This is a genomic window from Microvirga sp. 17 mud 1-3 (assembly GCF_003151255.1).
Lineage (GTDB): Bacteria > Pseudomonadota > Alphaproteobacteria > Rhizobiales > Beijerinckiaceae > Microvirga.
Genome location: NZ_CP029481.1, coordinates 4,373,297 through 4,386,133, shown reverse-complemented (window position 1 = coordinate 4,386,133; position 12,837 = coordinate 4,373,297). Strand labels below are relative to the sequence as shown.

Below are 12,837 nucleotides of genomic sequence, written 5' to 3'. Positions count from 1 at the left end.
TCTCCTTGCATCCGGGAAGGCTCCCTGAAAGATGAGCCCGGTGCGGCTCACTCTCATATATGGGAATTGTTGCCTTCTTCCGTGAGGCCTTCCCCTTTGTCGGCCTGCGGCAAAATTGCCGCACCCTGATCAAACGCATGACGGGGCCAAACGATCCGCGCAATGGCGCCGTGGTCCGGCGGGACCGCATTGGTGAGGGTGAGCTGGGCGCCCGAGCGCTCGATCAGGGTCTTGGCGATGAACAGCCCCAGCCCAAGGCCCGAACCGCCCTCCTCCTCGGCATCGCCCTCGATACGCTTGGCGGCACTGCGGGTGGTCACATAGGGCTCTCCGACCCGCAGCAGGATGTCGGGGGCATAGCCCGGGCCGTCGTCGCGGATCTCCAGGGAGACCTCCTGGGGCGTCCAGGTCGCCTCCAGGGTCACGTGGGTCTCGGCAAAGTCGGTCGCATTGTCGAGGATGTTGGACAGGCCGTAGACCACGCCGGGATTGCGACGGGCCATGGGCTCGGGCCCTTCCCCGTGGCACAGGACCCGGACATCGAAATCCAGCGCCCGCTGCGGCTCGACGATCTCCTCCACCAGGTGCTGGAGCGAAATCGTCTCCAGGAAGTCGCCCTCCTCCTGCCCCATGGAGGTGAGCTTGGTCAGGATGGTGCGGCAGCGCTCCACCTGCTCCCGCAGGAGCTTCAGATCCTCGGCCGTCGGGCTGTCGGCCGGGGTCGCATGGTCGAGCTCCTTCGCCACGAGCGCGATGGTGGCGAGAGGCGTGCCCAGCTCGTGGGCGGCCGCCGCCGCGAGGCCGTCGAGCTGGGAGAGATGCTGCTCCCGGGCAAGCACCAGCTCCGTGGCCGCGAGCGCCTGCCCGAGCTGGCGCGCCTCCTCGGCCACCCGCCAGGCATAGATGCCGATGAAGACCGTCCCGAGCAGAATCGCGGTCCAGATGCCGGTGACGTAGAGGAACGGCAAAGAAAGCGGCTGTCCCGGCACCCAGGGCAGCGGCCGGTGGGCCAGGGTCAGAAGGGTCGCCAGACCGATCACCAGGAGGCCAAGGCCAAGCGTCCGCTCCGGCGTCAGTGCCGTGGCCGAGATCAGCACCGGTGCGAGAAACAGGATCGCGAAGGGGTTCTCGAGCCCGCCCGTGAGATAGAGCAGCCCCGCCAGCTGCAGGGTGTCGAAGGCCAGGAGCACGGTCGCGGCATTGTCACTGAGGCGGTGGCTCGCCGGATATTCGATGCGCAGCATCAGGTTGACGACCGCCGAGACTGCGATCACCGAGAAGCACAGCCCGAACGGAAGCTCGAAACCGAGGCCGAACCGCACCACGGCGACCGCGACGGCCTGCCCGGCAATGGCCAGCCAGCGCAGGCGCACCAGGGTGTCCAGGCGCAGCTGCCGGGCATTATGGGTCAGGCGTGCGGGTTGAATATCCATCATCCACCAACAGGATAGGGCCGGCATGCGGCCCGCCAAGCAAGGCGGCGGACACAAACTTTCCTGTCGTCGAGAAGTTTACGGCAGGATGTGAGGCCGATTTTCCCAAGAATTCGCATCAGACTTATGAAGCCTTGCTTTTGACGAGAGGAACTTTCATTTTACCGTCATGGTTGAGGATAAGTCCGGCTCGGTTTTCGAGGAGAACAGGGGACACTCGACCATATGGGGTATTTCAATGAATTTTTCCTATTATTGGTATGAGGCCGCCCATTGGATGCTCGGGCCTGCCCGGGCCGCATCCGACGTGACCAAGTCCCTGTTCGAGAATCCCGACAACCCTTTGACCAACACGGCCTATGGCCGCACCGTCTCGGCCGCCTGCGAGATGTTCGAGCGCACGACGCGCCGCTACGAGAAGCCCGCCTTCGGCCTTGCGACCACGGTGATCGACGGCCGGGAGGTCGCGGTTTCCGAGCGCATCGTCTGGGAGCGGCCCTTCTGCGACGTGATCTCCTTCGAGCGGGACTTTCCGGGCGCGGCCGCGCAGCCGCGCCTCCTGATCGTCGCGCCCATGTCGGGGCATTACGCCACACTCCTGCGCGGCACGGTGGAGACTTTTCTCCCCACCCATCGGGTCATGATCACCGATTGGACGGATGCCCGCATGGTGCCGCTGGCGGAGGGCCGCTTCGACCTGGACGATTACATCGACTACCTGATCGCCATGTTCCGGTCCTTCGGGCCGGACCTCCACGTGATGGCGGTGTGCCAGCCGGCCGTGCCGGTGATCGCCGCCATCGCCCGCATGGAGGCCGAGAAGGACCCCTGCACGCCCCGCTCCATGATTCTCATGGGCGGCCCCATCGATACCCGCCGCTCGCCCACCGCCGTCAACGAGTTGGCGGAAAAGCGGGGCATCGAGTGGTTCGAGCGCCACTGCATCACCAAGGTGCCGCCCTCCCATCCGGGCTTCTGGCGCAGCGTCTATCCGGGCTTCCTGCAGCTCTCCGGCTTCATGGCCATGAATTTCGACCGGCACATGAACGCCCATTGGGAGATGTTCGAGCACCTGGTGGACGGGGACGGCGATTCGGCCGAGAAGCACCGCGACTTCTACGATGAATACCTCGCCGTGATGGACCTGACGGCCGAGTTCTACCTCCAGACCGTCGACACGGTCTTCGTCCGGCACGATTTGCCGAAGGGCGAAATGATGCACCGGGACAAGCCGGTGGATCTCATGTCGATCCGCCGCTGCGCCATCATGGCCATCGAGGGCGAGCGGGACGATATTTCGGGCATCGGCCAGACCAAGGCGGCCCTCGAGCTGACCCCGAACCTGCCGGCCGAGAAGAAGCTCTACCACCTGCAGAAGGGCGTCGGCCATTACGGCGTCTTCAACGGCTCCCGCTTCCGGGCGGAAGTCGCACCCCGCATCCGCGATTTCATCGCGCTTCACGGGGTGGCTCAGGAGGCACGGCGGGAGGCAGCGCAGGCCTGACGCTGCGCCCCTGCGGGATGGTATTACGTCCGGGACCGAAATCCTGTATGGTTAAGCTCGACGGCGCCGATCCGGGAGCTCTTTCGTCACGTCGCTCCGCCGCGGTGGCGCCGCCGAATCAGTAGGACAGGATGGCCGAAACGGGACAATTACGGCTGTGGTGGGACTCCTGGAGGCGTCAAGACCCGGTGCCCGGATTTGGCGTCGCAGGAGGAGCGGCAAACGGCTGCGCTGACAATTCTGCCCCTTCGGGGCAGATTGCCGACATGAGATTCGCCCTGTTCCGCCGCGTTCCTGCGGACCCTCCCCATCTCAAAGTTTCCCACGACGGCCAGGCTTTCAAGGTGGCCTTGAAACGCCGGCCCACCGCCAAGCGGATCACCTTGCGCGTGTCCAACGCGACCGGCGAGGTGGTGCTGACGATTCCGGAGCGGACCGACCTCGGCATCGCGCAACGCTTCGCCGACAGCCATGGCGGCTGGATCGCCACGCGTCTCGCCAAGGTGCCCATGCGGGTGCTCTTCGAGCCGGGTGCCCTGGTGCCCCTGCGCGGCGTGCCCCACAGGATCGTTCATTGGTCGAACATTAGGGGAACAACCCAAGCCATCCGCACCGCCGACGGCACCCCGATCCTGGCCGTTTCAGGGGAGCAGCCGCACGTGGCTCGCCGGGTCCAGGATTTCCTGGAGGCGGAGGCGAAGCGCGATTTCGCCGAGGCCGTGAAGCGCCACACCGCCGCCCTCGGCGTCAAGGCGAAGCGAATTACCGTACGCGACACCAAGAGCCGCTGGGGCTCGTGCTCGGCAAGCGGGGCCCTGAGCTTCTCCTGGCGTCTCGTGATGGCGCCGCCGTTCGTGCTGGACTATCTCGCGGCCCACGAGGTCGCGCATCTGCGCGAACTGAACCATTCCCACCGGTTCTGGAAGCTCACCCACGACCTCTGCCCGCGCACCGAGGAGGCCGAGGCCTGGCTCAAGACCTACGGCAGCGCCCTGCACCGCTTCGGGTGATGGTCCCCTCCTTTCGGACAGTTGATTTTGCACTGCAGCAGACCTAAATCCCTGCGCCGTGACGGCGCGGGAACACGGTCTTTGCATCGGGCGAGCCGCGGCTCTCCTGGCGTCCGTCGCGAGGACAGCCACGATGCGGCTTCATCGCTCCGAGAGCCGGAAGGCGAATGCTTTTCTTAAGTCACGACGGACCAGCCCGGCCTTAAGCCCGCACGGCTGAGCTTTCTTTGCGCCTCAAGCAGGTCGAAGCCATGCCGGCGATTGCGCAGGACCACCCGGACCTCCCCGAATCCGCCCCGATACCGACCAAAACGCACGGCTCCGGGTTCTGGACGCTCGCCCTTGGGTCCCTGGGGGTCGTCTATGGGGATATCGGGACGAGCCCCCTTTATGCCCTCAAGGAATCCCTCTCGGCCGCCGCAGCCGGCGGTGCGCCGACCCGCGAGATGGTGTTCGGCATCGTGTCCCTCATCCTTTGGGCGCTGATCGTCATCGTCTCCATCAAGTACGTGCTGTTCATCCTGCGCGCGGACAACAACGGCGAGGGCGGGACGCTCACCCTCATGGCGCTCGCCCAGCGCGCCCTGGGGCACAACGTGTTCGTCATCACCCTTCTCGGGATGCTGGGCGCGGCGCTGTTCTATGGCGACGCCATCATCACGCCGGCGATCTCCGTGCTCTCGGCCGTGGAAGGCCTGAACCTCGCAACACCCGCCTTCGAGCCCTACGTGCTGCCGATCAGCTTAGGGATCCTCGTCGCCCTCTTCGCCGTGCAGAGCCGCGGCACCGCAAAAGTCGCCGCCTGGTTCGGCCCGATCATGGTCCTGTGGTTCGTGCTCCTTGCCCTGGGAGGTCTGAGGCACATCGCCGACGAGCCGGGTATCCTGGCGGCGCTGAGCCCCACCTACGGAATCGTGTTTCTGGCCACCCACGGAACGGCGGGCCTTTTCGCCCTGGGCGCGGTCTTCCTGGCCGTGACGGGCGCGGAGGCGCTCTATGCGGATCTCGGCCATTTCGGCCGGCGCCCGATCCAGCTCGCCTGGCTGGTCTTCGTCCTGCCGTGCCTTGCCCTCAACTATTTCGGCCAGGGAGCCCTGATCCTGGCCGCTCCCGAGGCGCTCGAGAATCCCTTCTTCCTGCTCTATCCGGCGTGGTCGCTCCTGCCCATGGTCGGAATGGCGACGGTGGCGACCATCATCGCCAGCCAGGCGGTGATCACGGGCGCCTTTTCCCTGACCCAGCAGGCGATCCAGCTCGGCCTGCTGCCGCGGATGGAGATCCGCTGGACCTCCGAGAAGGAGCGCGGGCAGATCTATGTGCCGCGGGTGAACTGGCTGCTTCTCGCGGCCGTCATCTTCCTGGTGATCATCTTCCGGACGTCCAGCGCCCTCTCGCATGCCTATGGCCTTGCCGTAACGGGGACCATGGTGGTCACCACCGTGATGGCGTTCTTCGTGGTCCGGTACTTCTGGCGCTGGTCGCTTGCGGCCTCCGTGACGGTGATCGTGCCGTTCCTTGTCGTCGATACGATCTTCCTCGCGGCCAATGCCCTCAAGATCCCGCAGGGCGGCTGGATGCCCCTCGTGGTCGGGGCGGCGCTGATGGTGGTCATGGGAACCTGGCGGCGCGGCACCCGGATTCTGTTCGAGAAGACCCGCAAGATCGACGTGCCGCTCCTGGATCTCGTGAAGATGCTGGAGAAGAGCCCGCCCCATCGGGTGAAGGGAACGGGCGTGTTCCTGACGAGCGACCCGGAGACCGCGCCGTCCGCCCTCCTCCACAATCTCAAGCACAACAAGGTCCTGCACGAGCAGAACGTGATCCTGACCGTCACCATCCAGGATGCGCCGCGCCTGGAGGACGGGGACCGGGTCGGGATCGAGCCGATCGGCGAGTCCTTCTGGCGGGCGACAATGGCCTACGGCTACATGGAGACCCCCGACATTCCCCATGGGCTCGCACTCCTGCGCAAGCAGGGCTTCAAGTTCGACATCATGGCAACGTCGTTCTTCGTGTCGCGCCGGTCGCTCCGTCCGGCCGTCCAGGGAGGAATGCCGCTCTGGCAGGACAAGCTGTTCATCGGCCTGGCCAAATCCGCGAGCGACGCCACCGACTTCTTCCGCATCCCGACCGGGCGGGTTCTCGAGGTCGGGACGCAGGTGACGGTGTAAGCCACCGGCCGGAGGATGACAGGTCCGCCGTTTCGGCTTAGAGCATCTGGCCCGAAAGCCTGTTATTTCCGTTCCGACACGGGCCGATCCGCACTCCCATGCTCAAGCCCGACACCCTTGCCCTGACGGTCCTCCTCGCGTTCCTCACCTCCCTGGGGCCGCTCTCCACGGACATGTACCTGCCCGCCCTGCCGAGCATCGCGGCGGAGCTCGGGGCGAGCACCGGCCAGGCGCAGCTCACCCTCTCAGTCTTCCTCCTGGGATTCGCGGCCGGGCAGTTCGTCTACGGGCCTGTCTCCGACCGGGTCGGCCGCAAGCCGGTCCTGCTGTTCGGGCTCGGGCTCTTCACCCTGGCGAGCCTAGTCTGCGCCGTCTCCCCGTCCATCGAGACTCTGATCGCGGCCCGCTTCGTGCAGGCGCTGGGCGCCTCGGGCCCCATCGTGCTCGCCCGCGCCATCGTGCGCGACTTCTACGAGGGCCCCCGCGCGGGCCGGGAATTGTCGCGTATGGGCACGATCATGGGGATCGTCCCGGCCGTGGCACCGGTGATCGGCGGCCTCGTCACCCAGGCGGGCGGCTGGCGCATGAATTTCATCGTCACCATCCTGGGCGGCGGAGTGCTCGCGGCCGCCGTGGCCTGGCGCCTGCCCGAGCCGATCCGCCGGAAATCTCCGCACCCGGTCTCGTTTCCGGCCATCCTCAAGGGTTTTCGCACCCTGCTGAAGCATCCGGGCTACCGGGTCTATGTGGGTCTCGCCATGCTGACCTATGGCGGCCTCTTCGCGTTCATCTCCGGCTCGTCCTTCGTGCTCCAGGGCGTCTACGGCCTGGGCCAGCTTCCTTACGCCTTCTCGTTCGGCTTCATGGTGCTGGGCTATATCGCCGGCACGTTCCTGGCCCAGCGGCTCGTGGGGCCACGGGGCCTCGACGGCACGATCCGGATCGGCGTGTCATGCCTGGCGGCGGGCGGGCTCACGATGCTGCTCCTGGTCACGCTGAAGATCGGCTCCTTCATGGCCGTCACGGGCCCCATGGCGCTCTATGCGGTGGGGGTCGGCCTCACCATGCCGCAATCCATGGCCTCGGCCCTGATGCCCTTCCCCGAACGGGCGGGCGCCGCTTCCTCGCTCCTCGGCATCTGCCAGATGACCTTCGCGGCAATCCTCGGCATCGTACTCGGCCAGAATCTCGGCGCCTCCGCCTTGCCGCTGCCCCTCGCCATCGCGGGGACCGGCACCCTGGCGCTGGCCCTGTTCGCGGCTACGGGCCGGGCAAGGCGGGCCGAGGCCGCATGACCGGAAAGGCATGACCATGGCACCGGCTTCCGCGTTCATCCGTCAGGCCGGCCCGGAAGACCGGGCCGCGATCGAGGCGATCGTAGAGGCCGCCTATGCTCCCTACATTCCTCGCATCGGGCGGAAGCCGGGGCCGATGCTGGACGATTACGAAATCCTCATCGCGGATGGCCGCGTCCATGTGCTGGTCGACGGTGGGATCGTCCGCGGCCTCGTGGTCCTGATCCCGGACGGGGACGCCCTTCTCCTCGACAATGTCGCGGTCGATCCGCGGGCGCAGGGGCGCGGCTACGGACGGATGCTCCTGAATTTCGCCGAGGCGGAGGCCCGCCGGACCGGCGTCCGGACCTTACGCCTCTACACGAACGAAGCCATGACCGAGAACATCGCCCTCTACGGGCGCCTCGGCTTCGTCGAGACCCACCGGGCCGTCGAGAAGGGCCTCCGGCGGATCTACATGACGAAGGTGCTGAAAGCCTGACGGGCCTCTAAAGGCTCGGGCGTGAGCTCGATCTCACGCCCGGAACTCCAGGTCTTGTTTATGAGCATCTTTCCACGCGAAACCGGTTCCGGCTTCTGCGTCCGATGCTTTAGAGCCCGAACAGCTTCTCGAAGAAGTTCTTCTCCCGCGAGCCGTGGCGGGCCGGCTGGGGCTGGATCCAGCCGCTTTCCCGCGGCACGGCGCCGCTCGGCAGCTCGCCGGCGCTCGCGACCGGAACGTCCGCAGGCGCGCGCTGGAAGTACTCGCTGCCCGGCAGCGGCACAGGCTTCTGGTCCTTCAGGGCCACCTTCATGAAATTGTGCCAGACCTCGGTCGGCAGGTTGCCGCCGGTCACGCGCTTGGTGAGCGCGCCGTCGTCGTTGCCGAGCCAGACGCCCGCCACCAGCGACCCGGAGAAGCCCATGAACCAGGCGTCCTTGTAGTCGTTGGTCGTGCCGGTCTTGCCGGCCAGGTCCCAGCCGGGGATCTGCGCCCGCCGGGCCGTGCCGATGACGAAGGTGTTGTGCATCATCTCGTTCATCATGGCGACGGCGCCGGGATCGATGACGCGGCCGAGGCCGCCGCCGGCCGGGCGCCGGTAGACGACCTTGCCGTCCGTCGTCTTCACCTGGGTGATGACGTACGGGATGACGCCGGTGCCGCCATTGGCGAAGGCCGCATAGGCGCTCACCAGCTCCAGAGGCGTGACCTCGGAGGTGCCGAGCGCCAGGGACGGGTTGGCCTGGAGCGGCGACGTGATGCCGAGCCGCTGGGCGGTCTGCACCACGGCCTTCGGCCCGACCTCCAGGTTGAGCTTCACCGCGATGGTGTTGAGGGACAGGGCGAGCGCGTTCCGCAGCGTCACCGGTCCGCGGAATTTGCGGTCGTAGTTCTCGGGCGTCCAGCCCTTGTAATTGACCGGGGAATCGTCGCGCACGTCGTCGGGGGTGCGGCCCTGCTCCACGGCCGTGAGATAGATGAACGGCTTGAAGGCAGAGCCCGGCTGGCGGCGGGCCGCGGTGGCCCGGTTGAACTGGCTCGTCTCGTAGTTGCGCCCGCCCACGAGGGCTCTCAGCGCCCCATCCGGCTGCATGGCCACGAAGGCGCCCTGGCTGACATTGAACTTCTGCCCCTTGGCGTCGAGCTCGTCCACCAGCGCCCGCTCGGCCGCGCTCTGCATGGCCGGGTCGATGGTGGTCGAGACCACGATGTCGGATTCGACCGTGCCGACGAAATCGTCGAGCACGTCCATCACGTAATCGGCCGCATAGTTCACCGAGCCCGCCCCGCGCTGGCGCACGGGCTGAGCCGGGGCGCCGAGGGCCGTCTTGGTCATGCCCGGCGTGATGAAGCCGAGCTCGTTCATGGCCGCGATCACCAGCTCGGCGCGGGCCTGGGCGGCCTCCGGGTTGCGGTTCGGCGCGAGCCGCGAGGGCGCCTGGACGAGGCCCGCGAGCACCGCGGCCTCCGACAGGGACACGCTGCGGGCGGACTTGCCGTAATAGCGCTGGGCCGCCGCCTCCACGCCATAGGCGCCGGCGCCGAAATAGACCCGGTTGAGATAGAGTTCGAGGATCTGGTCCTTGGTGTAGTTGCGCTCCAGCCAGAGGGCCAGGATCGCCTCCTGGATCTTGCGCGAGGCGGTGCGCTCCTGGGTCAGGAACAGGTTCTTGGCGAGCTGCTGGGTCAGGGTCGAGCCGCCCTGCAGGCCTCCCCGATTGGTCACGTTACGGAAGACAGCCCGCGCGATACCGATGGGGTCGACGCCGAAATGGTCGTAGAAGCGCCGGTCCTCGATGGCCACGAAGGCCTTCGGCAGGTAGGGCGGCAGCTCCTTGAGGGCCACGGTTTGCCCGCCGGTCTCGCCCCGGTTGGCCAGAAGGGAGCCGTCGCTCGCCATGATGGCGATGTTCGGCGGCCGCTTCGGCACGGCGAGCTGGTCGATGGGCGGAAGCTGGGCGGCGTAATAGGCGACGACACCGCCGACCGCGATGATGCCCCACAGGCACAGGACCACGGCGCCATAAGTCAGCCGGCGCAGGATGGACCCGCCGCCCCGGCGGCGCTTGGCCTTCTTGGTTCGCGGCGCGCGGCGAGGCGACGATGCGCCCCCGCCCTGAGAAGCCCGTTTCTGCCCCATTCGGCCCCCTGCCCGATCCTCAGGCGAAAGGCGAAAATCCAACGCCCCCGCATCGGTCTCCGGCGTCTCGAAGGACGGCTCGCGCCGGTCGCGTCCGTTCGCCACGTCTTACCCCGTTTCATGCGGCCGGCATGCTCCGGCCTTCGCCTGTTGTGGAGCACGGTAAATGTGGCGGTTTAAGGGGCGGTTAAGCGAAAATTCACACGGGCGGACCCGCGAAAGCCGCCCTGGGGAGGCGCCGTAAGGGAACTGCCGAGCTTGCGGGGCGTTCGCTTCCCCATGGACTCCTACATCGTCGTCCTGACTGGCTTCGGCGCGGTGGTGCTCCTCACCGCCTGGCTTCCGATGGTCCTCAAGGAGTTGCCCCTTACCCTGCCGATCGTCTGCGTCGCGTTGGGCGCGGTGCTGTTCGCGATCCCGCAGGTGCCGGGCACCATTCCGCATCCGGGCGAGCGCCTGGAAATCGTCGAGCGCCTGACCGAGCTCGTGGTCATCATCGCGCTGCTCGGCGCCGGGCTGAAGATCGACCGACCGTTCCACTGGTTCCGCTGGCGGGCGACCTGGCGTCTCCTCGGCATCGCCATGCCGCTGACCATCGCGGCCCTGGCCCTGCTGGGCCGGAATCTCCTGGGACTCGGCCCGGCCACCGCCCTGCTTCTGGCCGCCGCACTCGCGCCCACCGACCCGGTCCTCGCCAGCGACGTGCAAGTGGGACCGCCCGGCAGCGGTGAGGAGGACGAGGTTCGCTTCGCGCTCACGTCCGAAGCCGGCCTGAACGACGGGCTCGCCTTCCCGTTCGTGCTGCTGGCAATCACCCTCACGGGCGAGGCGGACGCTTCCGCCCTCGCGACATGGTTCACCTATGCGGTGGCCTGGAAAATCGCCGTGGGTGTCGGGATCGGCTATCTCGCCGGGCGGACCTTGGGCTGGCTCACCTTCCATCTGCCCAACCGGGCCCGCCTGTCCCGCACCGGGGTGGGGTTCGTGGCGCTCGGCATCACGTGCCTCGTCTACGGTCTGTGCGAGATGGCGAAGGGCTACGGCTTCGTGGCGGTGTTCGTGTCGGCGCTCGCGCTGCGCGCCACCCAGGCCGGGCATCCGTACCAGCGCCGCCTCCACGATTTTGCCGAGGAGCTGGAGCGCCTGCTCATGATGATGCTGCTCGTCCTGTTCGGTGGGGCAATCACCGGGGCGGACCTTCTTGCGGCTCTCACCTGGCCGGCAATTCTCTTCGCATTCCTGGCGATCTTCCTGGTGCGGCCCCTCGCGGGCTGGATCAGCCTTCTGGGTTTCGCGAGGCCCGCCGACGAGAAGCTGCTCATCAGCTTCTTCGGCATCCGCGGCATCGGCTCGATCTATTATCTCGCCTACGCGATGCAGAACGGCGCCTTCGAGGCGCCCAACCTCGTCTGGAGCACGGCCGGGCTCATCATCCTCGTGTCCATTCTCCTGCACGGCGTGACGGTTACGCCCGCCATGGCGCATCTCGACCGCCGCCGGCGCGCCCGCGCCGAGGCGCCGCCTATTCGGCCGCGAGAGGAAGCTCGCCCGTCCGCGGATCAGCCTTCGCCAGATCCCGGATATGGGCCAGGTCCCTGAGGAAGGCGTCATAGGCCTGATGCCGCGTCTCCTCGTCCGGCAGGCGCAGCAGATAGGAGGGGTGCACGGTCACGTAGCCGTTCAGGTCCCCGAACCGGGCCCGCCCGCGGGAGCGGGAAATCGGCGTCTGCTTGCCGGTGAGGGCCAGAACGGCGGTGCCGCCGAGCGCCACCACGAGCTTCGGCCTGACCAACTCCAGCTCCTTCATCAGCCAGGGACGGTAATGCTTCACCTCGCCGGCCGTGGGCTTGGAATGGATGCGCCGGTGCCCGCGCTGCTCGAACTTGAAGTGCTTCACCGCATTGGTGAGATAGACCTTGTCCCGGTCGATCCCGGCCTCCTTCATGGCCTTGTCGAACAGCCGGCCCGCAGGCCCCACGAAGGGACGTCCCTGCAGGTCCTCCTGATCGCCGGGCTGCTCGCCGACGAACACGATATCCGCATGAGCCGGGCCCTCGCCGAACACCGCCTGGGTCGCGCCCGGCACCAGCGGCCCAGCGGCCGCGATGGCGGCGTTGAGCTCCTTCAGGGTCTTCGGCTCATGATCCCGAGGGTCTTCGGTATCCCTAGGGTCTTCGGTTTCGGGCTTGCTTCTGGTCGGCATGGCGCTCTCCTGCTCATCCTCCCGGTCAACGCGCCGGAGCCCGGTTTGGATCGGGCCATCGCTCGCGGCATCCTGCGACAGGCAGCGCCGGACATCCCGGGCCATTCCGTTGAGCCGGTGCACGAGCGGATCGCTCTCGATGTGCAGGAGTTCGCGCTCCCCGTTCAGGACGCGCCAGACGAGCTGATAAAGCAGCGCATAACGTTCCGGGTCGTTGTGGCGGACGACGAGACCGATCATCTCGCCCACGCTGCGCGGCAGGGCGACCGGCGGCGCCTCGCCCTCCTGTTCATCCCGCTCCCCGAACAGGTCGGGCGCCGCGACGACCCAGGTCACATGCTGCGGCGCCAGCTCCTCGGCGATCAGCTGGCGCACCGCCCGCCGGAACCCCTCCAGATCGGCGCCCTCCTCGAGGGTGACGCAGTGAAGCGCCATGACGATCCTCCCTCAGCCTGCGTGTCGGTTACGACAGGCCTTTGCGAATAACTTTTTCGTTCTTTATTTGTTCTAGCAAAGAGAGAGGTTCGCGACGAGCCTTTCCGGGAGGACGCGAGGTCGCAGAGGGCGGAGTGCCTATCTTGGAAGAGGTGAAGGGTGGCG

General features: G+C 67.1%; 9 protein-coding genes. 6 read left to right on the top strand and 3 right to left on the bottom strand.

The window, feature by feature from the left end; genetic code table 11:
• Window positions 1-53: 53 nt before the first annotated feature.
• A complete protein-coding gene (locus C4E04_RS20640; protein ID WP_109601398.1) occupies window positions 54-1,436 on the bottom strand; it encodes an ActS/PrrB/RegB family redox-sensitive histidine kinase in 1,383 nt (460 codons plus the stop codon).
• A gap of 235 nt (window positions 1,437-1,671) precedes the next feature.
• Here C4E04_RS20640 and C4E04_RS20635 point away from each other — a divergent pair, with 235 nt between their 5' ends.
• From C4E04_RS20635 to C4E04_RS20615, 5 genes are all read left to right on the top strand, one after another.
• A complete protein-coding gene (locus C4E04_RS20635) occupies window positions 1,672-2,937 on the top strand; it encodes a polyhydroxyalkanoate depolymerase (RefSeq protein ID WP_109600566.1) in 1,266 nt (421 codons plus the stop codon).
• A gap of 266 nt (window positions 2,938-3,203) precedes the next feature.
• Entirely contained in the window at window positions 3,204-3,947 is a 744-nt protein-coding gene (locus C4E04_RS20630; protein WP_109600565.1) for a M48 family metallopeptidase, read from the top strand.
• Window positions 3,948-4,198: 251 nt separating this feature from the next.
• Window positions 4,199-6,118: a potassium transporter Kup gene (locus tag C4E04_RS20625; RefSeq protein WP_109601396.1), complete on the top strand. Its 1,920-nt coding sequence runs from the start codon at window positions 4,199-4,201 to the stop codon at window positions 6,116-6,118.
• Between the two features lie 98 nt (window positions 6,119-6,216).
• Window positions 6,217-7,413 carry a multidrug effflux MFS transporter gene (locus C4E04_RS20620; protein ID WP_109600563.1) on the top strand — a complete coding sequence of 399 codons (1,197 nt, stop codon included), beginning with the start codon at window positions 6,217-6,219 and terminating at the stop codon, window positions 7,411-7,413.
• Between the two features lie 16 nt (window positions 7,414-7,429).
• Window positions 7,430-7,894 (top strand): GNAT family N-acetyltransferase, encoded by a 465-nt coding sequence (locus tag C4E04_RS20615; RefSeq protein WP_109601394.1) that lies wholly within the window; start codon window positions 7,430-7,432, stop codon window positions 7,892-7,894.
• Window positions 7,895-8,003: 109 nt separating this feature from the next.
• Here the strand turns inward: C4E04_RS20615 and C4E04_RS20610 are convergent, their stop codons facing one another.
• Window positions 8,004-10,139, bottom strand: a complete 2,136-nt coding sequence (locus C4E04_RS20610) for a transglycosylase domain-containing protein (RefSeq protein WP_109600561.1) — start codon at window positions 10,137-10,139, stop codon at window positions 8,004-8,006.
• A 174-nt stretch (window positions 10,140-10,313) separates the two neighbouring features.
• Here C4E04_RS20610 and C4E04_RS20605 point away from each other — a divergent pair, with 174 nt between their 5' ends.
• The gene (locus tag C4E04_RS20605) at window positions 10,314-11,633 is read left to right on the top strand and encodes a sodium:proton antiporter (RefSeq protein ID WP_109600559.1); all 1,320 of its coding nucleotides are present in this window, start codon (window positions 10,314-10,316) and stop codon (window positions 11,631-11,633) included.
• On the opposite strand, the gene C4E04_RS20600 is transcribed toward C4E04_RS20605, so the two are convergent.
• Complete coding sequence (locus C4E04_RS20600; protein WP_109600556.1) at window positions 11,557-12,672, bottom strand: UdgX family uracil-DNA binding protein; 1,116 nt, start codon at window positions 12,670-12,672, stop codon at window positions 11,557-11,559. The genes C4E04_RS20605 and C4E04_RS20600 overlap by 77 nt on opposite strands.
• Between the last annotated feature and the right edge of the window lie 165 nt (window positions 12,673-12,837).

What these genes read in the sequence shown, in the direction of transcription:
- C4E04_RS20640 (WP_109601398.1), bottom strand. Translation starts at nt 1,436, where the DNA reads ATGATGGATATTCAACCCGCACGCCTGACCCATAATGCCCGGCAGCTG.
- C4E04_RS20635 (WP_109600566.1), top strand. Translation starts at nt 1,672, where the DNA reads ATGAATTTTTCCTATTATTGGTATGAGGCCGCCCATTGGATGCTCGGG.
- C4E04_RS20630 (WP_109600565.1), top strand. Translation starts at nt 3,204, where the DNA reads ATGAGATTCGCCCTGTTCCGCCGCGTTCCTGCGGACCCTCCCCATCTC.
- C4E04_RS20625 (WP_109601396.1), top strand. Translation starts at nt 4,199, where the DNA reads ATGCCGGCGATTGCGCAGGACCACCCGGACCTCCCCGAATCCGCCCCG.
- C4E04_RS20620 (WP_109600563.1), top strand. Translation starts at nt 6,217, where the DNA reads ATGCTCAAGCCCGACACCCTTGCCCTGACGGTCCTCCTCGCGTTCCTC.
- C4E04_RS20615 (WP_109601394.1), top strand. Translation starts at nt 7,430, where the DNA reads ATGGCACCGGCTTCCGCGTTCATCCGTCAGGCCGGCCCGGAAGACCGG.
- C4E04_RS20605 (WP_109600559.1), top strand. Translation starts at nt 10,314, where the DNA reads ATGGACTCCTACATCGTCGTCCTGACTGGCTTCGGCGCGGTGGTGCTC.
- C4E04_RS20600 (WP_109600556.1), bottom strand. Translation starts at nt 12,672, where the DNA reads ATGGCGCTTCACTGCGTCACCCTCGAGGAGGGCGCCGATCTGGAGGGG.